The organism is Pseudomonas sp. S2_C03 (genome assembly GCF_054668405.1).
This window is the reverse complement of sequence record NZ_CP162766.1, coordinates 1,068,227-1,093,255: the sequence shown is the minus strand read 5'-3', so window position 1 is coordinate 1,093,255 and position 25,029 is coordinate 1,068,227. Positions and strand designations below refer to the sequence as shown.

Here is a 25,029-nt window from a genome sequence, read left to right as displayed (position 1 = left end):
AGGCCGTTACCCTGCCCGGCTTTTGCGATCGACACGCCCATGACCCTCGCCAAGCCCGAACTGCTCGCCCCCGCCGGCACCCTGAAAAACATGCGCTATGCCTTCGCCTATGGCGCCGACGCCGTGTACGCCGGCCAGCCGCGCTACAGCCTGCGAGTGCGCAATAACGAATTCGACCACGCCAACCTCGCACTCGGCATCCGCGAGGCACAGGGCCAGGGCAAGCGGTTCTACGTGGTGGTCAACATCGCGCCGCACAACGCCAAGCTCAAGACATTCCTCAAGGATCTGGAGCCGGTGATTGCCATGGCGCCGGATGCGCTGATCATGTCCGACCCCGGCCTGATCATGCTGGTACGCCGGCATTTCCCACAGATGCCGATTCACCTCTCGGTGCAGGCCAACACGGTCAACTGGGCAAGCGTCGAGTTCTGGCAGTCGCAAGGGGTGAGCCGGATCATTCTGTCGCGGGAGCTGTCGCTGGAGGAAATCGAGGAAATTCGCCAACAAGTGCCAGCCATGGAACTGGAAGTGTTTGTCCACGGCGCCTTGTGCATGGCCTACTCCGGACGCTGCCTGCTGTCGGGTTACATGAACAAGCGCGATGCCAACCAAGGCACCTGCACCAACGCCTGCCGCTGGAAATACTCGGCGCAGGAGGCGGCAGAAAACGTCGTCGGCGATATCGTCCAGACCTTCGAGCCCGAACCCACGCTGGGCATCGGCGCGCCGACCGACCAGGTGTTCCTGTTGCAGGAAGCCAATCGCCCCGACGAATTGATGCCCGCCTTCGAGGACGAACACGGTACCTACATCATGAACGCCAAGGATCTGCGCGCCGTGCAGCACGTCGAACGCCTGACCCGCATGGGCGTGCACTCGCTGAAAATCGAAGGCCGCACCAAATCCCATTTCTATTGCGCGCGCACCACCCAGGTTTACCGGCAGGCCATCGATGATGCCGTGGCCGGGCGTGAATTCGATCGCAACCTGATGACCCACCTGGAATCCCTCGCTCAGCGCGGTTACACCGAAGGCTTCCTGCGCCGCCACGTCCATGACGAGTACCAGAATTATCAGAACGGCAGTTCGGTGTCGGAGCGCCAGCAGTTCGTCGGCGAACTGACCGGTTCAAGGCGTGAGGGGTTGGCGGAGGTGAAAGTGAAAAACCGCTTCGCCCTCGGTGATCACATGGAATTGATGACCCCCAACGGCAACGTCCATTTCGACCTGCACCAGTTGCACAACCTCAAGGGCGAATCCATCGACGTCGCGCCGGGTGATGGCCACACGGTGTACCTGCCGATCCCGGAAACGGTGGATTTGGCGTATGGATTGTTGATGCGAGATGTGGCGAAGCCCTGACCCCACATCATCACGCAAACTCTTCACGCAACATTGCCACAAACGCCTCTCGCGCCGGGTGGACCCCGGCGTTTTCGTGCCAGTAAAACAGGTTGTCGATGGCCGTCAGGTCGGGAAATTCGTACCCCGCGCAACCGGCGCCCTTGGCGTACTGATCGAAAACGCCCTTGGGCACCAACGCAACGCCTGCCCCCGCGCTCACGCAACCGACAATCGCGCCGTAACTGGCCAGGCTGACAATCGGCAGTGCATGGCCCTGGCGCAATAGCCAGTGTTCCAACGCCGCGCGATAAGGGCAGCCCTGGGGCCACATGAACACGGTTTTGTCCCGCAGGTCGTTGATGTCACGCACCGGCCCCATCGATGTCGAGGCGATCAACAGCAAGTCCTCGCGGTACATCGGCGTGCGCTTGAGGTGCGAGCGCTCGACATCCACCGCGACTATCGCTCCGTCGAGCCGATGTCCAACCGTGTCATCGAGCAGTTGCCCCCAACTGCCAGTCGTCAGCTCCAACGCCACCGCCGGATAACGCTTGTGGAACTTGGCCAGCAGACGCGGCAAGCGACCCGTCGCGGACGATTCTATTGCCCCGATGCGCAACGGGCCGGACGGCTCGGCGGCGGGGTCCAATGCCCGCTTGGCTTCGGCGGTGAGCGCAAGGATCTTCGAGGCGTAAGCCAGAAACGTCTGCCCTGACGCACTGATGCGCAGCCCCCTGCCCTCGCGCAAAAACAACGCGACGCCCAACTCTGCCTCCAGTGCCTTGATCCGCGCCGTAACGTTCGACGGCACACAATGCAGCAACTCAGCCGCGCGGGCGATGCTGCCCACGTCGGCAACGGTCTTGAACATACGAATCTGGGCCAGCTCCATACATCACCTAGAGTGAACGTTTTGAGCAGTATAAGTCAGTTGTGGCGAATGGTTCGCCTTACGATACTCCAGGCATCTGCCAACCGGTGCCCGACCATGTCAACGCTCGCCACTGCTTCCCCCCTCAAAATCACCCTGGCCATGGCCTTTGTCGTGGCGTGCTGGGGGTATTCTCCCAGCGGCATTCACATCGGCCTGCAAGCTTACGACCCCGGACACCTGGCGCTGCTGCGGTTTGTGCTGGCCTCTGCGCTCATGGCCCTGATCGCCTTGATCAAGGGCATCAGCCTGCCATGCCTGCGCGATGTGCCGCTGCTGTTCGGCCTCGGCTTTTTTGCCGTGAGCCTGCATCACGTGGCGATCAACTTCGGCCAGCAAGGCGTGAGAGCCGGGGCATCAAGTGTCCTGGCGCAAACGACCCCCCTGTTCAGCACGTTGCTGGCACGGTTTGTTTTCAAAGATCAGGTGAGCGCCTGGCGCTGGGGCTGTGTATTGCTCGGGCTGATCGGCGTGATGATCGTGGTCGCAGGTGACCGTGGTTTGGGCAGCCTCGACGCCCATGGTCTGTTGATCCTGCTCGCCGCGCTGTCCTGGAGTCTTTACTTTGCCTTGCAGAAACTTCATTGCGCGCGTTACAGCGGGCTGACACTCGTGTGTTACACGGTGTGGTCCGGAACTGTGTTGCTGCTGGTGTACCTGCCAGGGCTGGCGGCGCAAGTGGCCACCGCACCCGCCCGTGTGCAACTGGCTGTACTGGCGCTGGGCGTGTTTCCCAGTGCGCTCGCCTATCTTGCCTGGGCATTCGTGCTCGCGCACGTTGACCTGAGTCGGGCGACGATGACCCTGTACCTGGTGCCACCGACAGCGATGGTGATGGCGTCTTTCGCCTTGGGCGAGCGCCCCAGCCTGATGATCGTCGTCGGCGCCCTGGTCGTGCTGATCAGCGTGCTGGCGCTGAACCTGGAGCGCAAGACTCTGATCATCGACTCATCGACTACCTGTGATAAATGACACTTTTTTGATCCATATCAAAGCAATCGGACATTGACCCCCCAGGCAAACTATTGGCGCCAGATTCAAGGCGATAGCACTTAGCCATTGCCGTAACATCGAGCACAGGTGTGCGCGGATAAAAATAGCGGTACGACAACTGAGCGCCTCAATGAATTTAATTGGAATGAGGGTTAAGGGCCATGCTGAAAAATGCCCCGCTACGTTTGAAACTGCTATTGATCCTGGCACTGCCCCTTCTCGGGTTTCTATTGCTGTCGGGCCTGTTTGTATCGAGCAAGAGCGTTGACCAGCAGCGCCAGGGCACCGAACAGGTCGCTACCGCGATCAATGAAATGAGCGCCACGGTGCGTGAAGTCGCGCAAAGCACCAACGACGCTGCGCAGATGTCGCGGCAGATCAACCTCAGCACCGAGCAAGGTCGCGCCGAGATCGAAAGCACCATCAGCCTGATCCGCCAATTGTCAGGCCAAGCCGAGGACACCGCGCAGATCATCGGCAATCTCAAGGATGAAAGCCACGCGATTTCCTCGGTGCTCGACGTTATTCGCGGCATCGCCGAACAGACCAATCTGCTGGCACTGAACGCAGCAATCGAAGCGGCCCGGGCTGGAGAGTTCGGTCGCGGTTTTGCCGTGGTCGCCTCCGAAGTGCGCACCCTGGCGCAGAAAACCCAGGAATCCACAGGCAACATCCAGCAGATGATCAGCAACCTGCAAGCCGGGTCGGATCACGCGGTCATTTCCATGCAGGAAACGCTCGACAAGGCGCAGGACGGCGCAAGCAAAGTTGAACGCGCAGGTGAATTGCTGGTGGAGATCGCCGACGGCGTCGCCCGTATCAACGACCGCAACATTCAGATCGCCTCGGCTGCCGAAGAGCAGAGCGCGGTGTCGGAGGACATCAACCGCAACGTGAACGAGATCAATGACCTGGTGATTCAGGTCAGTGCCGGCGCCGAGCAGACGGCGATCACCAGCCAGGAGCTGGCCCGCCTGGCCGAATACCAGCAACAACTGGTCAACCGGTTCAAGATGGCCTAGCCGTCAGTGCACGTCAGTCGCGAGCGGCGAGAAACCGGTCGCGACTATTGGTCAGGTGCAGCCACATCGCAGCCCGCGCCGCATCGGCGTCCTGGCGCTTGATGGCATTGAGAATGGCCTCATGCTCCAGGTTGGCAAGCTGTCCCAACTTGCTCAGATCCGTGGCGCCGCGTTCGACGGCGTTGACCCGGGTGCGGGGAATCATGGCGCTGCCCAGGTGCTGCATGATTTCACTGAAACAGGCGTTGCCGGTGGCCTCTGCAATCAACAAATGAAAGCGCCGGTCGGCCTCGACGCAACTGTCGTTGTTGGCCAGCAAACGTTGATAATCGTCCAGGGCCTGGCGCATTTGGACCAGTTGCGAATCGGTTCGCCGCGTGGCTGCCAGCGCTGCGGCCTGGGTTTCCAGGCCCAGACGCAATTCCAGGATGCTGCGCACTCCCAGTGCGGTGTCGACATTCAGCCGCAACCCCTGCTCCGGCGCACGTTCGATGACGAAGGTGCCGATGCCGTGCCGCGTCTCCACCAACCCCGACGCCTGCAACTTCGAGATGGCCTCGCGCACCACCGTGCGACTGACGCCGTGCTCGGCAACGATGCTGTTTTCCGATGGCAGCTTGTCCCCCGGCAGCATCTGGCCGAGCAGGATGCTCTGGGTCAACTTGCTCACCAGGTCATGAGCCAGGTTGTGAGTGCGCTTGCGGGCAGGCGCGTCGAGTTCTTCTTGCATGGGCTCATCCGAAAGCGCAATTGACGCCATCGTAGCACTGCGGATGAGCGGAAGCCGGAATAAACACGCGCCAACTTGTATGACAACACTCAACAAACTCGCCGTAAGCCGCCAAAAAACACTGAAAACAAAACCACAAAAAGACGGGGTATCCCGATAAAACCCAAGATTACTGGGATGCAACCCCTTGCAGAACAAAAAAACGCAGTTGTATGATGTCTCTCAACAAGCAGCACCCAGCAATACCCCGCATAAAAATAATCAGTGGGAGACAATCAAGTGAACACACCCCTTACCGGGATGCACGACGGCGTCAATCCGGTCCTGCAATCCGCCATCGCGAAAGTGAAACGCCACGTTCTGCCCCTGTTCGTCATCATGTTCATCGTCAACTACATCGATCGCGTGAACATCGGTTTCGTCCGCACTCACATGGAACACGACCTGGGTATCGGCGCTGCCGCCTACGGATTCGGTGCCGGTCTGTTCTTCATCGGTTATGCATTGTTCGAAGTCCCCTCCAACCTGCTTTTGCAAAAAGTCGGTGCCCGAGTCTGGCTGACTCGCATCATGCTGACCTGGGGCCTGGTCGCCGCCAGCATGGCCTTCATCCAGAACGAAACCCACTTCTACATCCTGCGTTTTCTGCTGGGCGTGGCGGAAGCCGGTTTCTTTCCGGGGGTGATCTACTACTTCACTCGCTGGCTGCCCGGCGCCGAGCGTGGCAAGGCCATCGCGATTTTCCTGAGTGGGTCGGCCGTGGCATCGCTGATCTCCGGCCCACTGTCTGGGCTGCTCTTGCAAATCAACGGGCTTGGGATGCACGGTTGGCAATGGATGTATTTCATTGAAGGCATGTTCTCGGTAGGCCTGTGCGTGTTCGTGTGGTTCTGGCTGGATTCAAAGCCCCATGACGCCAAATGGCTGAACCGCCAAGAACAGGACGCGCTGGTTCAGGCCATCGACGCCGAACAACTGGCCCGCGAAGCCGCCTCACCGGTCAAACCCTCCCTGGGGACGCTGCTCAAGGATCGCCAGATCATTCTGTTCTGCCTGATCTATTTCTTCATCCAGTTGACCATCTACGCCGCGACGTTCTGGCTGCCGAGCATCATCAAGAAAATGGGCGACCTCAGCGACATTCAGGTCGGCCTGTTCAACTCGATCCCGTGGTTACTGTCGATCGTCGGCATGTACGCCTTTGCCTCCCTGTCGACGAAATGGAAACACCAGCAAGCCTGGGTGGCTGCGGCACTGCTGATCGCCGCAGCCGGGATGTTCATGTCCACAACGGGCGGGCCGATCTTCGCATTCGTGGCCATCTGTTTCGCGGCGCTGGGTTTCAAGTCCGCGTCTTCGCTGTACTGGCCGATTCCCCAGGCCTACCTGGATGCGCGAATCGCCGCCGGGGTGATTGCGCTGATCAACTCGGTGGGCAACCTCGGCGGCTTCGTCGCGCCGACCACTTTTGGCCTTTTGGAACAACACACCGGCTCGATCCAGGGCGGGTTGTACGGATTGGCCGCCACTTCGATCATCGCCGCAATCATCGTTTTCGCGGCCCGCAATACACCCAAAACCGCACCGCCGGTGGCTGCTGAAAAACCTGCGCCACAGCACGCCTGACATGGCCTCTGATAAGGACAACAACATGACCGCACATGACACCGCCAAAGCCCCGATCATCACCAGCATGCAGGTGGTCCCAGTAGCCGGCCACGACGGCATGCTGCTCAACCTGAGCGGCGCCCATGGCCCCTTCTTTACTCGCAACGTGGTGATCCTCAAGGACAACGCCGGCCACACCGGCGTCGGCGAAGTGCCGGGCGGCGAGCGAATTCGCCAGACCCTGGAAGATGCCCGCTCGCTGGTGGTGGGCAGTCCGATCGGCAGTTATCAGAAGATTCTCAATCAGGTGCGCCAGACCTTCGCCGACCGAGATGCCGGCGGTCGCGGCCTGCAGACATTCGACCTGCGCATCACCATCCACGCCGTCACCGGCCTGGAAGCCGCGCTCCTGGATTTGCTCGGCCAGTACCTGGACGTTCCGGTGGCCGCCCTGCTCGGCGAAGGCCAGCAGCGTGACGAAGTGAAGATGCTCGGTTACCTGTTTTATGTCGGCGACCGGGAACAGACCAATCTGGACTATCGCAGCGAAGCGGACGCTGACAACGATTGGTTTCGCCTGCGTCACGAAAAGGCCATGACCGCCGAGGCAGTGGTGCGCCTGGCACAAGCCGCTCACGCGCGGTATGGCTTCCAGGACTTCAAGCTCAAAGGTGGCGTACTGAGCGGCGATGCCGAGATCGAAGCCGTGACTGCGCTGGCCGAAACCTTCCCGCAGGCGCGCATTACCCTCGACCCTAACGGTGCATGGTCACTCAAGGAAGCGATTCGCTTGTGCCGCGATCAGCATCAAGTGCTGGCCTACGCCGAGGACCCTTGTGGCGCGGAAAACGGTTACTCGGGACGCGAAGTCATGGCTGAGTTCCGCCGTGCCACCGGCCTTAAAACCGCCACCAACATGATCGCCACCGACTGGCGGGAAATGGGGCACGCCATCCAGTTGCAATCGGTGGACATCCCGTTGGCCGATCCGCACTTCTGGACCATGCAGGGCTCGGTTCGGGTCGCGCAGATGTGCCATGAGTGGGGCCTGACCTGGGGCTCGCATTCCAACAACCACTTCGACATTTCCCTGGCCATGTTCACCCACGTCGCCGCCGCGGCACCGGGCGACATCACCGCCATCGACACGCACTGGATCTGGCAGGACGGTCAGCGCCTGACTCGCGAACCGCTGCAGATCGTCGGTGGTTGCGTACAGGTGCCGAACAAACCTGGGCTGGGCGTCGAGCTGGACATGGATCAGTTGGCCAAGGCCCACGAGCTGTACAAGGGCATGGGGCTCGGAGCGCGAGATGACAGCGTGGCGATGCAGTTCCTGATTCCGGGGTGGAAGTTTGATAACAAGCGGCCGTGCCTGGTGCGTTGAGACACACCTCTGTAGCAGCGAGCATGTCGACGCCTCGACAAGCTCGCTGCTACGGGGATTGGGTCAAGACAGGGCAGCCTGCAATACCCACCCTCTGAACGCCGCCATCGCCGAGGTTTCGGGCCGAGACTGCAAACGTGTCAGCCAGTAGCTGCCGGTGGTGATGCCAATGGCGAACGGTTGCTCGATGGCCCCGGCCGTCAATTGCCGGGCGAACATCAGCGGGGGTGCCAACGCCACCCCCGCGCCTTGCAGTGCCGCTTCCATCATCGCCAGTGAAGAGTCGAAGACGATACTGCGCGGCGGCGCGACATGGGGCGCAAGACCGGTGGCCTGAAACCACTGCGGCCATTCGTCCGTGCGGTAGGAACGCAATAACGTTTGCTGCAACAGATCGTCCGGAGTCTGCAATTGCCGGGCAATCTGCGGTACGCACAACACCGACAACGGCGCCTCGATCAGGCGCACCGCCTCAATGCCGTGCCAGGCCCCGGCACCGAAGCGGATCGCATAGTCCAAACCTTCGGCGGCAACATCCACACGATTGTTATGGGTCGACAGGCGGAGATCTATGAAGGGATATTTCGCCTGGAAGTCCGCCAACCTCGGCATCAGCCACCCCACCGCGAACGTCCCCACTGCCCCCACCGTCAACACTTCACGAAAATGCCCTCCCTCGAAACGCTCCAGTGTGGCGGCGATGCGGTCGAAAGACTCACGCAGCACCGGCAACAGGGTTTCCCCTTCACTGGTCAGCATCAGCCCCCGGGGCAAGCGTTTAAACAGTGTCACCTTGAGCTGGGCTTCCAGGCTCTTGACGTGATGACTGACCGCCGCCTGCGTCACACACAGTTCCACCGCCGCTCGGGTGAAGCTCAGATGCCGGGCCGATGCCTCGAAGGCGCGAAGCGCATTGAGTGGCAATTGCGGGCGAATCATGCGGACTCCCAAATTTTTCTAATGATCAGACCCAAATAACATCGTTTGTCCCATGGCGGAAAAGTGAATAGATTTTCGCCACGCTCATTGGCGGCCCCTTGGGAATCGCTTGATCCGAACGGGCACACCTGACAAAAACCTCATGGACAGCGGCGCACGCATGCACAACTTAAAGCTCAGCAAGGCCTTATCCTACAGCGCTTTCGGACTTCTCCTCAGCACAGGGTACGGCATGGCCGCAAATGCAACGGACGCGCAGATTGAAGCGACAGTCAACAGCATCGTCAGGCCACTCATGCAGCAGCAAGGCATCCCTGGCTTGGCAGTCGCCGTCACCGTGAACGGCAAGCCACATTACTTTAATTACGGCGTAGCCTCGAAGGAAACCGGTGAGAAGGTCAGCGAAAACACACTGTTCGAGATCGGCTCGGTCAGCAAGACGTTCACCGCTACCCTCGCCGCATACGCCCAGGCCAGTGGCAAACTGTCCCTGACCGACAAGGCCAGCCAGATCTGGCCCGCCCTGCTAGGCAGTGCGTTCGATAACGTCAGCGTGCTGCAACTGGGCACCTATTCCGGCGGTGGGTTGCCGTTGCAGTTTCCCGCCGAGGCGGACACGCCGGACAGGATGGTCGGCTATTTCAAACACTGGAAACCGGTGTACGCCGCGGGCAGCCATCGCCAGTACTCCAACCCGAGTCTTGGGCTGTTCGGTTACCTGGCCGCGCAAGGTCTTGGCTTGCCGTTCGATGAGGCCATGGAAAAAACCCTGTTGCCCAAACTCGGTCTGAAGCACACCTTCCTCAAGGTCCCGCAGGATCAACTGGGGCTTTACGCCCAGGGCTACAACAAGGATGACAAGCCGGTACGGGTCGGCCCGGGAGCGCTGGACTCGGAAGCCTATGGGGTGAAGACCAGCGCGGCGGACCTGATCCGCTACGTCCAGGCGAACATGCAACCGGCGCAACTGGAAAAGCCCTTGCAACAGGCCATCGCCCTCACCCACACCGGCTACTACCAGGTAGGCGACACGACTCAGGGTCTGGGCTGGGAGTTCTATCCTTATCCGGTCAAGCTCGATACCTTGCTGGCGGGCAATTCGGCGCAGATGGCCTATGAGGCCAACCCGGTGCGATGGCTCAATCCTCCCCAACCTCCTCGTCAGGATGCACTGTTCAACAAGACCGGCTCAACCAGCGGATTTGGCGCCTATGTCGCGTATGTTCCCGCGAAGCAGATTGGGATTGTGATGTTGGCCAACCGCAATTATCCAAATGCCGAGCGAATCAAAATCGCCCATGCGGTATTGGAGGCATTGGGTCATTGATTTCAGGAATGGACGGGCTGAGCCCAGATACCCCCTGCCCCTCAACCTGCAGGAGGTTCACGAATCGACGAATAGGTCGGGACTCACGCCCGCTCAATCATCCGGCTGCTCGGGCGGCTTGGACGGTTTCGCCGGCTTGGCGGGTTTTGCATTCTTCGCACCTTTGGCCGGGACCGGTTCGGCAGCGGGAGGAGGTGGCGCGGCGGCTGCGGCTTCCTTCTCGGCCATGGGCATGGCGTCGATGGTATCGAAGATTTTCTTCAAGTCCGTAGATTTGGCTTCTTCACCTGAGCTCTCGAACTTCTTCTCGCCGTCCTTACCGATCAATATCACTTTGGGCAACGCCCCCGCCCCCAGTTTCAACGCACGAATCAGCGCCATGGTGTCCTGCTGGCCGATGTCCTTGCCATCAAGCTGGCCGGACATGTTCAGCACGCTGTACACCTTGATGTTGCGATCAGCGATCCCCTGCTTGTTGGCCGGGTCTTCCAGGGATTTTTTCAGGTTGACCCAGACAGGGTCCACCGTGCTTTGGGCGATGACGATCAGCGGTCGGGACAGGCCTTTCTGGACATCCAACGGCGAATCACCATCAGCAGCGAGCAAGGGACCGGCGAAGGCCAGCAAGGTTGTCAGGGTCAGTGACCTGATGAGCATGCGCATCTCCTTTTGATATCCACGCTCTAGTGATTGCGCATCGCGGCGTTCGTTCCGGGTGAGCACCGCAATTGTGTTTCGCCATGTCCCAAGCTTAGGTCAGGGCAGTCAATGCGCAACCAGTGCCGATGCTGACAATCGGTGGTTGCCCTTCCCGGTCAGGCCCTTCCATAATCGACGCTCTTTGGCTCCTGTGAGGTGTTCGTCCGATGCGCAATTGATGCCGCCGTCCTGTTTGACGGTCCCGACTTCATGTTTTCCCATTCTGTGGGGAAGTGATCGCTGGCATCCATTGAGAAACACCCATGCCCCATTCCCGCCTGACGCTGGACAGCGTTTCCTTGACCTTGCCCGATGGCCGGGTTGTTTTTTCCGATCTTTGCATTGAATTTGATCAACACGCCACTGGCCTGGTAGGCCGCAATGGTGTGGGCAAGAGTTTGCTCGCGCGAATACTGGCCGGCCAGATGGAGCCCAGCAGTGGCCGATGCGTGCGCGATGGCTCTGTGCACTACCTGACGCAACAGGTCGATACAACCCGAAGTGTTGCCGATCTGATGGGTGTCGAGCCAGTGCTGGCGGCCCTGCAACGTATCGAAGCCGGCAGTGTCGAGCCTGCGGATTTCGACATCGTCGCGGATCGCTGGGATATCCGCAGGCTTGTGCAGACCGAGTTGCAGGCTCAGGGCCTGGGCCACCTTTCGCTTGAGCAACCTGCCGGGAAGCTCAGTGGTGGCCAGGCCATGCGCGTGGCGCTGGTGGGAGCCTGGGTCGCCAACCCTGACTGGCTGATACTCGATGAGCCGACCAATCACCTTGATCGCGCCAGTCGCCTGACTTTGATGAATCAACTGAGCCAGTGGCCCAAAGGCTTGCTGGTGATCAGCCATGACCGGCAGTTGTTGCGGCGTATGTCGCGCATCGTCGAACTGTCGTCTCTGGGCCTGCAAAGCTATGGCGGCAACTACGATTTTTATCAGCAGGCCAAGTCCCTGGAACGTGAAAACGCCGCGCGTCTATTGCAGCAGCGCAAGCACGAACGCAAGCGCGGCGAGCAGGTGATGGCCGAACAGCGCGAGCGTCAGGAACGCCGAAACGCCCAGGGCAACCGCAGTGCACGCGCGGCCAATCAGGCGCCGATTCTGCTGGGGCGGCGCAAGGAGCAAAGTGAGAACAGTCTGGGTAAATCAAGGACCCAGGAAGCCGCCGCTCGCGAACAGATGAACCGACAGGTGCGCGAGGCAGCGCAACAGGTCGAGCAAGATGCGTTGATTCGTTTGTATTCGACTCAGGATTCATCGCCCCATCGCCGTCAGGTCGCCAGGCTTGAGGCATTGCGACTGCCCTTCAGGCCTGAGAGCGCCTGCGCAATCGACCTGAGCATTGGCGGCGGGCAGCGCATTGGCGTGATGGGCGATAACGGCGTGGGCAAGTCAACATTGTTGAAGGTACTGGCGGGGCAATTGCAGCCGCAATCGGGGGAATGTTCGGTGCAGGTGCCGGTGGCCTGGCTCGATCAACAGACAAGTACCCTGGACCCGCAAAAGTCGGTGCTCGAACAGTTATTGCAAGTGAACCACCGCAGCAGCGAGGGCGAGTTGCGTACGCGCCTGGCCCACCTGGACCTGGATGCCGGGAAACTGCTGCAACCCAGCGGGTCGCTCAGTGGCGGCGAACGCCTCAAGGCCGCCCTGGCCTGCGTGCTCTACGCCGACGAACCTGCGCATTTGTTGCTGCTGGATGAACCGGGCAACCACCTGGACCTGGCGTCGCTACAGGCGCTGGAAACCATGCTGAGCCAATATCAGGGCGCCTTGATGATCGCCTCCCACGACGAAGACCTCCTCTCGCGCTTGCAACTCACCCACCTCCTGCACCTGCACAGCCACACCTGGGAAATACAAATCCTGTAGGCGCGAGCATGCTCCGATGGTAGCCGGGCCACCGCGGGCATTCAGACAGCCAGCGTCATCGTTAACGACCATCGCGAGCGTGCTCGCTCCTACAGAAGATCTAGATCAAAAGCGAAACACGATTCCTGTAGGAGCGAGCATGCTCGCGATGGTAGCCCAGACACCGCGGGCCTCCAGGCAGCCCGCGTCATCGTTGACGACCATCGCGAGCGTGCTCGCTCCTACAGAAGATCTAGATCAAAAGCGAAACACGACCCCTGTAGGAGCGAGCATGCTCGCGATGGTAGCCCAGACACCGCGGGCGTCCAGGTAGCCAGCGTTATCGTTAACGACCATCGCGAGCGTGCTCGCTCCTACAGAAGATCTAGATCAAAAGCGAAACACGATTCCTGTAGGAGCGAGCATGCTCGCGATGGTAGACCAGGCGCCGCGGGCATCCAGACAGCCCGCGTCATCGTTAACGACCATCGCGAGCGTGCTCGCTCCTACAGAAGATCAAGATCAAAAGCCGAGCACGATCCCCTGTAGGAGCGAGCATGCTCGCGATGGTGGCCCAGGCACCGCGGGCCTTCAGGAAGCCCGCGTCATCGTTAACGACCATCGCGAGCGTGCTCGCTCCTACAGAAGATCTAGATCAAAAGCGAAACACGATTCCTGTAGGAGCGAGCATGCTCGCGATGGTAGACCAGGCGCCGCGGGCATCCAGACAGCCCGCGTCATCGTTAACGACCATCGCGAGCGTGCTCGCTCCTACAGAAGATCTAGATCAAAAGCGGGGCACGATTCCTGTAGGAGCGAGCATGCTCGCGATGGTAGACCAGGCACCGCGGGCCTCCAGGCAGCCCGCGTCATCGTTGACGACCATCGCGAGCGTGCTCGCTCCTACAGAAGATCAAGATCAAAAGCCGAGCACGATCCCCTGTAGGAGCGAGCTTGCTCGCGATGGTAGACCAGGCACCGCGGGCATCCAGGCAGCCCGCGTCATCGTTAACGACCATCGCGAGCGTGCTCGCTCCTACAGAAGATCAAGATCAAAAGCCGAGCACGATCCCCTGTAGGAGCGAGCTTGCTCGCGATGTCAGCCCAGCCACCGCGGGCATCCAGACAGCCAGCGTCATCGTTGACGACCATCGCGACGGTTCGACGCCTCGACAAGCCCATCGACACCATCGTGTAATGTCCTGCGTGTATCCCCCGTGCTGTCATGGTTGTGCGGGCAATCGGGATCTGCACCCGACATTGTCACGCCCCAAGATGTCCCACGCTCCGCCAGGAGCCGTCGATTAGCGAGGCTGAAATGTTACTACCCCTGTCTACCTGGTCCGAGATCGAGCAATTTCTCGAGCGCTCGCGCACCATCGTCATTCCCATTGGCTCCAACGAGCAGCATGGCCCGATCGGTCTGCTGGGCACCGACTGGATGTGCCCGGAGATCATCGCCCACGAAGCACAGAAAACCGCGGATATCCTGATCGCTCCGACCTTCAACATCGGCATGGCCCAGCATCACCTTGGGTTCCCCGGTACCATCACCCTGCGCCCCTCGACCTTCATCGCCGCCATCGGCGACTGGGTGCGCTCGCTGGCGGCCCATGGTTTCGAGAAGATCTTTTTCCTCAACGGTCACGGCGGCAACATCGCCTCGATCGAGGCGGCGTTCTCCGAGCTTTATGCCGAAGCCAGCTTTGCCCGCCGTTCGGCAGGGTTCTCGTTGAAACTGTGCAACTGGTGGGACCTGGAAGGCGTCACCGCGTTGGCCAACCAGCAATTCCCGACCGGCCACGGCATTCATGCCACGCCTTCGGAAATTGCCGTGACCCAGTGGGCCTACCCGGACTCCATCAAGTCGGCGCCCTATTCGCCGCCGATCGCCAACTGGGGCCCGATCCGCGAAGCCCATGACTTTCGCGCCCGCCACCCCGACGGCCGCATGGGTTCTGACCCGGCCCAGGCATCGCCGGAAAAAGGCCACCAGTTGGTGATGCTGGCCGCGCAGGGCCTGATCCGCGAACTGGATCTGTTCAGCAGCGAGCAAGCGCCGCGCTAGAACGTCGTATCAGCCATGTGCCACAGCTAACAAGCGCTAACAGCACATAACTGGTGATCCTGGCCCTGCGGTATCACTCTTGAGTCTGACCACTGCTGGCATGCCGACCCCGATAATCGGGCGTCCGGCATGCCCAGTCGAACTGATGGCTCAAGAGGGATCCGATCATGGCCGAACGTTATTGCGGTAGCTGCCTCGACAGAGTCCACCGTCCCGCCAACGCCGAACTGTGCGCGTTGATGGACGATGTCCTGGAACACGACACACCCGCCTCATTGCAACTGATCGCCACGGTCACCCCGCTGCTGCTGGCGTTTTTCGAAGGCCAGGTCCAGGCCGAACGGGTCGAGCGCGACAGCGTCGACACCCTGGTGCAACAGGCGTTCATGACATTGTATCGGCGCCGCGCCGATTACGATGTGAACACTCCGTTTCGCGCGTGGTTGATCGACACGGCCCGCGACACCCTGCTCGAGCATTTGCGCAGCCAGCGTGGCGCGCAGATCGTTACTCCGGTGGCCAGCAACCTCCTGTTGAACGGCCATCAATCCCCGCGGGCCATTTGAAAGTCCATCGCGAATCTCGTTGGCGCCTATCAGGAAGTCTCCATGATCAATGTCGAAAAAGTCCTTTACACCGGCCATACCCACACCACCGGGGGGCGGGAAGGGACGGGACGCAGCCAGGACGGCCGACTGGACCTCACACTCTCCGCCCCCGGTGCGCCGGGCCAGGGCACCAACCCCGAGCAATTGTTCGCGGTCTGTTGGTCGGCGTGTTTCCTGGGATCTCTGCGTCACGCCTGCAACGCTCGCAAAATCGGCTTTCCGATGGACGCCGCAGTCGATGCCCAGATCGATCTGATGCATGGTGAACAGGGCTTTTTCCTGCAAGCCCGGCTCGCCGTTTCACTGCCAGAGATTGCCCCGGACATTGCCCGGCAACTGATCGAGGCGGCGCACCAGAACTGCCCCTACTCCAAGGCGACTCGCCGCAACATCGACGTCGACCTCCGCCTGGTCTGATCGATTGCGGTGCCGCTCTCCCGGCACCCTCGCAGCACTTGAACGTTGAACCAAAACCCCTATGATGCAGACTAGCACACAGCCCACTTTTCAGAGAGCCTTCCCTGTGGAGTCTGCCCCGGACGATTTGCATGAATCCCTGAACCTGCAACTCGCCTTCGGTCCTTTCTGCGTCACGCCGGGCAAGCGCCTGCTCACCCGACGCGGCCACGCCGTGGAGATCGGCGGACGGGCCCTGGACCTGCTGATCACCTTGCTGGAACGTCCCGGTCGTGTACTGTCCAAACACGAGCTGATCAAGCTGGTCTGGCCCAACATCGTGGTGTCCGAAGGCAGCCTGCGTTTTCACATGACCGGCCTGCGAAAGATCCTCCGGGATGGCGAAGACGGCGCGCGGTACATCTCCACGCAAGTAGGCGTGGGTTACGCCTTCGTCGCCCCCATTGAACGCTTGCAGGTCAGCCAGCATCCGTCGATTGCAGCCATGCCCTCGATCACAGGCGAACAACGACTTGGCAGCGTCGGTAACCTGCCGCCAAGGGCTCGACTCGTGGGGCGCGACGACGACGCGCAAATGCTCGTCGAGCGAGCGCTGGAACCCAGGCTCTTTACCATCGTCGGCCCGGGCGGGGTCGGCAAGACCAGCCTGGCAATCGAGGTCGGGCACCGCATTGGCGCCGGCCAATCCGAACGCGTGCGCTTCGTCGACCTGGCCCAGGTCGAGGACGCCACGCTGGTGACGTCCTCCCTGGCAGCGGCACTGGGCATTCCCGTACAGGCCGAAGACCCGCTGCAGGTACTGCTGGCGCATCTGCGGACACAGCGGCTGCTGCTGATCATCGACAACTGCGAGCACCTCATCGACGCCGTGTCGGCGATCGTCGAACAGATCCGCGAGGCAGCCCCTGATGTGGCGCTGCTGGCCACCAGCCGCGAACCACTGCGCGCCCTTGGCGAACACATTCACTGGCTCAGTCCATTAGGTTTTCCTGGGGAGACGCAGACCCTGAGCGTCGAAGAACTGCTGGCGTTTCCGGCCGTGAACCTGTTCGTCGAGCGCGCGTCGTCAGGCAATGCGGCCCTGCTGCTGCAAGCCGGCGATGCGCAGTTGATCGCCGACATGTGCAGACGCCTGGAAGGCATGGCCTTGCCCATCGAACTGGCCGCCATGCGCGTGGCGAGCCACGGCGTGCAAGCCACCCACGCCCTGCTCGGCGAGCGTTTCTCCCTTGGTTGGTCCGGGCGGCGCACCGCATTGCCGCGCCACCAGACCCTGCGCGCGATGCTCGACTGGAGCTACGCCCTGCTCTGCCCCCAGGAACAGTTGGTGTTTGATCGCTTGGCGATTTTCGTCGGACCGTTCTCGCTGGAAGCCGCGTCGCACATTCTCGCGGACGGACAAATCGATTCGATCACTGCCGCAGCGGCGCTGGATGAACTGGCTGCCAAGGGCCTGGTCACCGTCGATCACGGCAGTTCCCTGGCCACCTATCGTCTGCTGGAAATGACCCGCGCCTATGCCCGGGAAAAACTCGTGGTGCGCGGGGAAATCGAGGCCCATGCGCTGTCTTTCAGGCACGCCGCCTATTTCACTGCACTGCTCGATCATTTGGGGGCAACGCCCGGCGACATCTATGACAGTTGCTCACGCCTTGCCTGCCAGCTCGGCAACATCAGGAGCGCGCTGGAATGGAGCTTCGGCCCCCAGGGCGATCCCGGGCTCGCGCTACCCTTGGCGGCGGCCAGCGCGCCGTTGTTCCTGCATTTTTCATTGATGGTCGAGTGCCGCGCCTGGTGTTCACGCGCCACCGAGTTGCTGGAGCTGGGTTATTTCGGCACACCCACCGAAATGGAGTTGCAGGCGGCTCTGGGGTTGGTGCTGATGTTTACCCGTGGCAACAGCGACGCGGCGCACAAGGCATTGCTCAGGGCGCTGGACATCGCACAGGCGCTCGGCGATCACTGGTCGCAACTGCGCTTGTTGGGTCGCTTGCAGATTTTTTCCGAACGTATCGGCGACTTCCCTTCATCGCTGGCCTGGGCTGAACAAGCCGTGGCAGTCGGTCATGTGATCGGTAAACCCGAGGCCATTGCCGTGGCCGCCTCGTTGGCCGGCATCTCCCACCACTTGCTCGGCAATCAGCAGCTGGCGCGCAAGGAACTGGAAAAGTCCCTGCGCTACAGCTTGCCGTCCGAACGCAGCAGCACCGTTCATTACGGTTTCGACCACCGCAACCGCACCGGGCTGGCACTCGCGCGCACCCTCTGGTTGCTGGGCTTTCCCGATCAGGCCAGGCGCTGGGCCGAGCAGGTCGAGGCCGAGGCTGCGGCGCTGGACCATTCAGTGACCTATTGCATCGCCCTCGTCTGGACACTGTGTATCCACATCTGGACCGGCGATCTGGACAAGGCCTCGGCTGGCCTGGAGACCTTCAGCAAGATCGCCGAGGCCAATGCCCTGGCGCCCTACATCGCGGCGACGCTGGGCGTGCAAGGGGCGATTGCGATTCGTGCCGGACAGCCGGGCAACGCCGTGGCCCTGCTCGAGGAAAGCCTGGCCCGCCTGCAAGGCATGCGCTATGAACTGCTGACCACCTCGTTCGAAACGTCGCTGACCGAAGGCCTGGTGTTGAATGGTCAGTATGAAAAAGCCTTGTGTCAGGTCGAGTCCACGATCAGCCACTGCCGTCACAGCGGCGATGCCTACGCCCTGCCCGAGCTGTTGCGGATCAAGGCAAATATTCTCAAGATCCTAGCGCCTGCTACCCCCGGTGTCGTCCATGACCTGCTCGATGAATCGATCACGCTGAGTCGCCAGCAAGGCGCCCGCTCATGGGAACTGCGTACCTCGATGGACCTCGCGCGTCTTTGGCTGGAACAGGGCAAGCCGGCTGATGCCAGGGAACTGCTGACGGCCTGTCGTGAGCGGATGACGGAGGGCTACGATAGCCTCGACCTGCGTCAACTGGAACGTCTCTGGCAAAGCCTGCCGGGCTGAGCGGCAGGCCGATTCAGTCGGACCGAGGTGAAAGCTGCCCGACTTTTTTCACCAGATCGGCCAGGGACCGGGCCTTCATCTTGCGCATGACCTTGCCACGATGGGCTTTGACCGTGATCTCGCTGATGCCCAGGTCCGAGGCAATGACCTTGTTCATTCGCCCGGCCACCACCATGTCCAGTACCTCGTGCTCGCGGGGCGTCAGGGTGGCATGGTTGTCGCGCAATACGCGCAGGTCCCCCTCGCGATCGAGCGCCGCACGACTGCTTTGCAGCGCATCGGCGATGGCCGAGAGCAACACTTCATCGTCGAATGGCTTGGTCAAAAACTCCACGGCCCCGGCTTTCATTGCCCGCACCGAGCGCGGCACATCGCCGTAGCCGGTGATGAAAATGATCGGCATGTCGGGTCGCTCGCCTGCAATTGCATTCTGCAAATCCAGCCCATTGAGGTCCGGCAGATTGATGTCGAGCACCAGGCAACTGGGCACCAATGGACGCGGATGGTCGAGGAATGCCTGCGCTGATTCAAACAGCTTCGGCCGCCACTGCGCCTGGCCGATCAGCAGCTCCAGCGACTCTCGCACGGAAATATCGTCATCGACCACAAACACGATCGGCGTGTTGTTCGCAGGCTTGGGGGCGGGCTCGTGATTGGCGTTCACCACACATTTCCTCAAAAGTTGATCGACGTTCAGCTGACCGGTAGCGCGGCGCTGAGCGCCTTGAGCAGCTCCGCCTCGCTGAACGGCTTGAGCAGGCAATCCACCGCACCCTGACTGATCAGAAACGGGCGCTGTCCGACATCGCCCAGCGCCGTGATAAAGATGATCGGAATCGCGTAGTGCTGCGATGTGAGCCGCTTTTGCAGTTCGGGGCCGGACATGCCCGGCATGGCGACATCCAGAATCAAACAGCGCGTCTGTTCGAGGTAATCGGAGGCCAGAAAGGCCTGCGCTGAAGAAAAGGCCTGCACCGCAAAGCCGAATTCCCTGAGCAGATCCGGTAACGCTTCACGCACGGACTCATCGTCGTCAACCACCGATATGAGTAAAGGCTTGTCCATCAAAAACCCTCTCTGGTGTGATCGCGGCCGCTTCCCGCGTCCGGCCTGGGGGCGTCATCCCTACCGGTCGGCTGATCATGGTCAGACGAGTACGGAAGCGAAAAACGAAAGATTGCACCGGGCCCGATATCGTTCACGCAGGCCCACAACCGGCCGTCATGACTGTCGATAATCGAATGGCTGACCGACAAACCAATGCCCATGCCCGATTGTTTGGTGGTGAAGAACGCGTTGAACAGGCGCTCGGCGTCTTTCGGGTCGAAACCGGTGCCGTTGTCCCTGACCTCCAGATACACCTGCTGATCCTGTACCCCGGTGCTGACCTGCAGGTGCCGAGACCGGTCGGTAACGCTGCTCATCGCCTCCTTGGCATTGAGGATCAAGTTGAGAATGACCTGTTGCAACTGCACGCGATCGCCCTTGACCAGCGGCAGGCCGTCGGCGAACACAGGATTGACGATGACCCGGCCCCGCTGCAGTTCGCCCAGTAACAGGGCGATCACCTCGCGCGCCGCTTCGTTGAGGTTAACGTCTTCCAGGGCGATGCTGTCTTTGGAAAACAACACCCGCAGACGCTTGATGACATCCGCGGCACGATTGCCGTCACGAATGGTGCGGCGAGCCGTTTCGAGTGCGCCCGCGACGTTTGGCGGACTGGCGCCGAGCATGCGCAGGCAAGTGCTGGCATTGGTGATGATCCCGGCCAGCGGCTGATTGACTTCGTGGGCAATGGACGCGGTCAACGCGCCCAGGCTGGCGACCCGCGCCAAATGGGCCAGCTCCGAGCGAACCTCGCCCAGGACGGTCTCGGAATGGCGGCGCTGTGTGACATCCTGCAAGGCGGCAATGTACTCCAGGCCACCGCCTTCATCCGGCATCGCATGGGCCACCAGGTGAACATGCTTGACCGTACCGTCGAGCAGTTGCAGGCGATGTTCGTGTTCGAAGTCGCCACCTTTCTTGCGCTGGCAACGAATCATCTCCTTGTAGCTGGAGAGATCCTCCGGATGGATACGTGTGTAGAGCAAGTCGAAGGTGGGTCTGATGCCGGGGTCCAGGTCGAGTATGCGGTAAGTCTCCTCGGACCAGATGATGTCGTTCGAACCGGCGTGCCAGGAAAACGTGCCGGTGGAACTCAGACGCTGCGCCTTGGCCAGGAACGCCTCACTCTGGCGCAGCGCCGCTTCGCCGCGCGCGCGGTCAATGGCGATGCTGGCGAGGTGGGTAAACTGGGCGATCAGATTCTGCTGGGTGGCATCGGGCCTGCCCGCCTCTCTGAACAGCAGCGAGAGCACGCCGATCACCGTGCCATTGATGGAGGTGACTGGCGTCGACCAATTGGTCCGCAGGCCATGACTCAATACGCTGGCACACCAGCGGGGCCAACGCTGCTCACGAGCCAGGTCCGGGCAAATCACCTGCTGGTTGCGAATGGCGACCAGGGCGGCCGGACAACCGGCTGCATCCACCGGACGCCCGTCAGCGGCGATGGTCAGGTCGGGCGGCAGGTTCGGCGCGGCGCCCGGCACTATGCGTGGGACGGCCTTGGGCACCCGATACGAGCCATTGGGATCGATCTGCACGATGCTGCACACACCGCCGTCGATGCTCGCTTCGACCAGCTCGCACAGGGCTTCGAGAATGAGCCTGAGCGGTGTACCGCCGGCGATCAGGCCGAGCAGATGTTTTTCGCCCTCCAGCAGCATCTCGGCGCGCTTGCGATCTTCGATGTCAGTATTTTCCCCGTACCAGCGCACCACTCGTCCCCGGTCGTCGCGCTCCGGTACGGCGCGCACCAGGAACCAGCGGAAGACGCCGTCGACGCGCCGCAGCCGCGCCTCGAATTCGCCGGGTTGCTCCGATGCCAGTATTCGCCGATAGGACGCCAACGTGTCCTGATCGTCCGGGTGCACCGAGGCCGTCCAGCCATCGCCGCACGCCTCCTGCAGCGCGATTCCGGTGTAATCGCACCAGCGCTGGTTGAGGAAACTGACGTAGCCATCTGGCGCCGCACTCCAGACGAAACCAGGGACCGCGTTGATCAGGCTGCGAAACCGTGCTTCCGACGCACTGATCTCCACCAGCGCCTGGGCGATCAGTGCCTTGTCGCGCTTGTGTTCATCGATGTCCACGGTAATGACCCACCAGCGGGTGATGCGACCGCAGTCGTCGCGCATCGGTATGCCATTGGCCACGAACCAGTGGTAGGCACCGTCGGCACGGCGGATACGTTGCTCCGCGCGAAACGGCTCGCCGGTGGTGACCGAGTGCGTCCAGCTTTGCAGGATATGGGGCTTGTCCTCGGGGTGGATGATGTCGCTGGTGCTCCAGCCCTTGAGCGCTTCAAGGGTGGTGCCCATGTATTGGAGGTTGTGGCTGTTCACGTACTCCAACTCGCCGTTGGGGCCCATCAGCGAAACCAGCGCAGGAATGTTGTCGATGAGGGTGCGCAGATCGGGCTCGATCGCGAGGGGTGGCGGGGCCACCTCACAGTGATCCTCGATGTCGGTGCCAATCCCGCACCATTTGTGAAGGTCGCCAGCGGCGTCCGGCAATGGGCTGACGCGCAGCAGGAAACGACGGTACGCACCATCGGCGCGGCGCAGGCGCGCGCTGATGTCGCGAGGCTCGCCAGTTCCCAGGATCGTCTGCCAGGCCTGCGACACGTGCGCGCGATCATCGGGATGGATGGACAACTGCCAACCGGCATCCATGGCCTCACAGCGGTCACGGCCGGTGTAGCGGCACCAGTACTGATTGACGTAATCGACACGACCATCGGCGAGCGCGGTCCATGCCACACATGGCAGCACGTCGATGATGCTCTGGTTGTCCATACCGATCCTGTGTGTGCGGTCGCCGTTTGGCGAGGATGGCCCTGCTGGCGGGGCAAAGCCAATCATACCTTGGTGTCGCATGCCGGCATCAGTCTAGACGCGGGTGTGCACGTTCGCGGCCCCCCCACTGCGAGGCGCACTAACACCTAGGTGCAATTGAGCGCGCGTCGGGGGATTTGGTGAGATGAAGTTTCATCAAACATCCATAAAAAGGAAAACGCCATGCCTGCTCCGACCGCCCCCGAGAACGTGCTCTACACCGCCAACGTCCACACCACCGGTGGCCGTGACGGTCATGCTCGCAGCAATGACGGGCGCCTCGAGATCAATCTTTCCAGCCCTGGCTCGTCGGGTGCCGGCACCAACCCGGAGCAACTGTTCGCCGCTGGCTGGTCCGCGTGCTTCGAAGGTGCGCTGCGCCTGGCGGCACGGCGCATGAGCATCAATCTGCCACAGCCCGTGGCCATCGATGCGCAGGTCGACCTGTGCTCCGCCGAGGGCAGCTACTTCCTGCAAGCGCGCCTGAACGTCAGCGTGCCGGGTGTGGAGCGCGAATCGGCCCTGGCCTTGGTGAATGCCGCGCATGAGACCTGCCCGTACTCGAAGCTGTCGCGCAATAACATTGCCGTCCAGATCACCCTGGTCTGAGTGCTTCGAAGCCGTTCGAACCGGGCCGCCTGAACCAGGGGTCCGGTTCCGCCCCATAACCGTGAGGAGCTGATGATGAACAAGCTGACAACCGCCGCCGGCGCACCGGTAGTCGATAACAACAATGTGCAGACGGCGGGCCCCAGAGGCCCGATGTTGTTGCAGGACGTGTGGCTGCTGGAAAAGCTCGCGCACTTTGATCGAGAGGTCATTCCCGAGCGACGCATGCACGCCAAGGGATCGGGCGCCCACGGCACCTTTACGGTGACCCATGACATCACCCGCTACACCAAGGCCAAACTGTTTTCCCAGGTGGGCAAGACCACTGACATTTTCATACGGTTTTCCACCGTGGCTGGCGAGCGTGGCGCGGCCGATGCCGAGCGGGACATTCGCGGGTTTGCCATCAAGTTCTACACCGAACAGGGCAACTGGGACCTGGTGGGCAACAACACGCCAGTGTTCTTCCTGCGCGACCCGTTGAAATTCCCGGACCTCAACCACGCGGTCAAGCGTGATCCGCGCACGAACATGCGCAGCGCCAACAACAACTGGGATTTCTGGACCTTGCTGCCCGAAGCCCTGCATCAAGTCACCATCGTCATGAGCGACCGAGGCCTGCCCCAATCCTACCGGCACATGCACGGGTTCGGCAGCCACACGTTCAGTTTCATCAGCCCGGACAACCAGCGCTCCTGGGTCAAATTCACCTGGAAGACCGAACAAGGCATCGCCAACCTCACCGACGCCGAAGCCGGCGCCGTGATCGCCGCCGACCGCGAGAGCGCACAGCGCGACCTGTATGACAGCATCGAGAAAGGCGACTTTCCGCGTTGGAAACTGTTCGTGCAGGTGATGCCCGAGCTGGATGCGGCCACCTACCCGATCAATCCGTTCGACCTGACCAAAGTCTGGCCCCATGCCGACTACCCGCTGATCGAAGTGGGCGTACTGGAGCTCAACCGCAATCCCGAGAACTATTTCGCCGACGTTGAACAGGCGGCGTTCAACCCGGCCAACGTGGTGCCGGGCATCAGCTTCTCGCCGGACAAGATGTTGCAGGCGCGGTTGTTTTCCTACGGCGACGCCCAGCGTTACCGAGTGGGGGTCAACCATCACCAGATCCCGGTGAACGCGGCTCGCTGCCCGGTGAACAGCTACCACCGCGACGGGCAGATGCGCATCAACGCCAATGCCGGCAGCACGCTTGGTTACGAGCCCAACAGCTATGGCGAGTGGGCTGAACAACCGGACTTTCGCGAGCCGCCACTGGCGCTGCACGGTAGCGCCGACCACTGGAACCACCGCGAGGACGATGACTATTTCTCCCAGCCCGCAGCCCTGTTCCGCCTGATGAGTCCGGCCCAGCAACAGGTGCTGTTCGACAATACCGCCCGCGCCATCCAGGGCGCATCGGCACAGGTCAAGCAGCGTCATATCGACAACTGCACCCAGGCCGATCCGGCGTATGGCGCAGGTGTAGCGCAGGCGATTGAAGCCTTGGGTTGATCAAAAGCTGGCCACACAAAACCCCTGTGGTAGCGAGCTTGCTCGC

At 61.4% G+C, this 25,029-nt stretch carries 19 protein-coding genes and 1 pseudogene; 13 read left to right on the top strand and 7 right to left on the bottom strand.

Annotated elements, in window-relative coordinates:
* The first annotated feature begins 39 nt into the window (after window positions 1–39).
* On the top strand, window positions 40–1,365 hold the full coding sequence (gene trhP, locus AB4N64_RS04875; protein WP_460122465.1) for a prephenate-dependent tRNA uridine(34) hydroxylase TrhP: 1,326 nt from the start codon (window positions 40–42) through the stop codon (window positions 1,363–1,365).
* 10 nt (window positions 1,366–1,375) lie between these two features.
* Here trhP and AB4N64_RS04870 read toward each other — a convergent pair whose 3' ends face one another.
* Window positions 1,376–2,239 carry a LysR family transcriptional regulator gene (locus AB4N64_RS04870; RefSeq protein WP_460122463.1) on the bottom strand — a complete coding sequence of 288 codons (864 nt, stop codon included), beginning with the start codon at window positions 2,237–2,239 and terminating at the stop codon, window positions 1,376–1,378.
* A 96-nt stretch (window positions 2,240–2,335) separates the two neighbouring features.
* Here AB4N64_RS04870 and AB4N64_RS04865 point away from each other — a divergent pair, with 96 nt between their 5' ends.
* A complete protein-coding gene (locus AB4N64_RS04865) occupies window positions 2,336–3,250 on the top strand; it encodes a DMT family transporter (protein WP_460122461.1) in 915 nt (304 codons plus the stop codon).
* 281 nt (window positions 3,251–3,531) lie between these two features.
* Window positions 3,532–4,293: pseudogene (locus AB4N64_RS04860) on the top strand (methyl-accepting chemotaxis protein); the annotation flags it as partial.
* Between the two features lie 13 nt (window positions 4,294–4,306).
* Here the strand turns inward: AB4N64_RS04860 and AB4N64_RS04855 are convergent.
* Window positions 4,307–5,023, bottom strand: coding sequence for a FadR/GntR family transcriptional regulator (locus tag AB4N64_RS04855; protein ID WP_460122459.1), 717 nt, complete (start codon window positions 5,021–5,023; stop codon window positions 4,307–4,309).
* A 300-nt stretch (window positions 5,024–5,323) separates the two neighbouring features.
* Here AB4N64_RS04855 and AB4N64_RS04850 point away from each other — a divergent pair, with 300 nt between their 5' ends.
* Both AB4N64_RS04850 and gudD read left to right on the top strand, forming a co-directional pair.
* The gene (locus tag AB4N64_RS04850; protein WP_460126609.1) at window positions 5,324–6,649 is read left to right on the top strand and encodes an MFS transporter; all 1,326 of its coding nucleotides are present in this window, start codon (window positions 5,324–5,326) and stop codon (window positions 6,647–6,649) included.
* 25 nt (window positions 6,650–6,674) lie between these two features.
* A complete protein-coding gene (gudD, locus tag AB4N64_RS04845) occupies window positions 6,675–8,018 on the top strand; it encodes a glucarate dehydratase (protein WP_460122457.1) in 1,344 nt (447 codons plus the stop codon).
* 63 nt (window positions 8,019–8,081) lie between these two features.
* On the opposite strand, the gene AB4N64_RS04840 is transcribed toward gudD, so the two are convergent.
* Window positions 8,082–8,957 carry a LysR family transcriptional regulator gene (locus tag AB4N64_RS04840; RefSeq protein ID WP_460122455.1) on the bottom strand — a complete coding sequence of 292 codons (876 nt, stop codon included), beginning with the start codon at window positions 8,955–8,957 and terminating at the stop codon, window positions 8,082–8,084.
* Between the two features lie 160 nt (window positions 8,958–9,117).
* On the opposite strand from AB4N64_RS04840, the gene ampC reads away from it, so the two are divergent.
* On the top strand, window positions 9,118–10,284 hold the full coding sequence (ampC, locus tag AB4N64_RS04835) for a class C beta-lactamase (RefSeq protein WP_460122453.1): 1,167 nt from the start codon (window positions 9,118–9,120) through the stop codon (window positions 10,282–10,284).
* A 93-nt stretch (window positions 10,285–10,377) separates the two neighbouring features.
* Here ampC and AB4N64_RS04830 read toward each other — a convergent pair whose 3' ends face one another.
* Complete coding sequence (locus tag AB4N64_RS04830) at window positions 10,378–10,941, bottom strand: DUF4174 domain-containing protein (RefSeq protein ID WP_460122451.1); 564 nt, start codon at window positions 10,939–10,941, stop codon at window positions 10,378–10,380.
* Between the two features lie 305 nt (window positions 10,942–11,246).
* Between AB4N64_RS04830 and AB4N64_RS04825 the strand changes: the two genes are divergently transcribed.
* The 5 genes from AB4N64_RS04825 (at window position 11,247) to AB4N64_RS04805 (ending at window position 18,924) form a co-directional block, all read left to right on the top strand.
* Window positions 11,247–12,854: an ABC-F family ATP-binding cassette domain-containing protein gene (locus AB4N64_RS04825; RefSeq protein ID WP_460122449.1), complete on the top strand. Its 1,608-nt coding sequence runs from the start codon at window positions 11,247–11,249 to the stop codon at window positions 12,852–12,854.
* A gap of 1,297 nt (window positions 12,855–14,151) precedes the next feature.
* Entirely contained in the window at window positions 14,152–14,901 is a 750-nt protein-coding gene (locus AB4N64_RS04820; RefSeq protein WP_460122447.1) for a creatininase family protein, read from the top strand.
* A gap of 167 nt (window positions 14,902–15,068) precedes the next feature.
* Window positions 15,069–15,467 (top strand): sigma factor, encoded by a 399-nt coding sequence (locus AB4N64_RS04815; RefSeq protein WP_460122445.1) that lies wholly within the window; start codon window positions 15,069–15,071, stop codon window positions 15,465–15,467.
* 42 nt (window positions 15,468–15,509) lie between these two features.
* A complete protein-coding gene (locus AB4N64_RS04810; protein WP_460122443.1) occupies window positions 15,510–15,926 on the top strand; it encodes an organic hydroperoxide resistance protein in 417 nt (138 codons plus the stop codon).
* Window positions 15,927–16,032: 106 nt separating this feature from the next.
* Window positions 16,033–18,924, top strand: coding sequence for an ATP-binding protein (locus tag AB4N64_RS04805; protein ID WP_460122441.1), 2,892 nt, complete (start codon window positions 16,033–16,035; stop codon window positions 18,922–18,924).
* Window positions 18,925–18,937: 13 nt separating this feature from the next.
* Here AB4N64_RS04805 and AB4N64_RS04800 read toward each other — a convergent pair whose 3' ends face one another.
* Genes AB4N64_RS04800 through AB4N64_RS04790 form a run of 3 tightly spaced genes read right to left on the bottom strand, consistent with a single transcriptional unit; the run spans window position 18,938 to window position 22,826 of the window.
* Window positions 18,938–19,588, bottom strand: a complete 651-nt coding sequence (locus AB4N64_RS04800; protein ID WP_460122439.1) for a response regulator transcription factor — start codon at window positions 19,586–19,588, stop codon at window positions 18,938–18,940.
* Between the two features lie 29 nt (window positions 19,589–19,617).
* Entirely contained in the window at window positions 19,618–19,989 is a 372-nt protein-coding gene (locus AB4N64_RS04795; protein WP_460126606.1) for a response regulator, read from the bottom strand.
* Window positions 19,989–22,826, bottom strand: coding sequence for a PAS domain-containing protein (locus AB4N64_RS04790; RefSeq protein WP_460122437.1), 2,838 nt, complete (start codon window positions 22,824–22,826; stop codon window positions 19,989–19,991). Before AB4N64_RS04790 ends, AB4N64_RS04795 begins: the two co-directional genes overlap by 1 nt.
* A 222-nt stretch (window positions 22,827–23,048) precedes the next feature.
* On the opposite strand from AB4N64_RS04790, the gene AB4N64_RS04785 reads away from it, so the two are divergent.
* Window positions 23,049–23,474 (top strand): organic hydroperoxide resistance protein, encoded by a 426-nt coding sequence (locus tag AB4N64_RS04785; RefSeq protein WP_460122435.1) that lies wholly within the window; start codon window positions 23,049–23,051, stop codon window positions 23,472–23,474.
* A 75-nt stretch (window positions 23,475–23,549) separates the two neighbouring features.
* A complete protein-coding gene (locus AB4N64_RS04780) occupies window positions 23,550–24,983 on the top strand; it encodes a catalase (protein ID WP_460122433.1) in 1,434 nt (477 codons plus the stop codon).
* The last annotated feature ends 46 nt before the right edge of the window (window positions 24,984–25,029 follow it).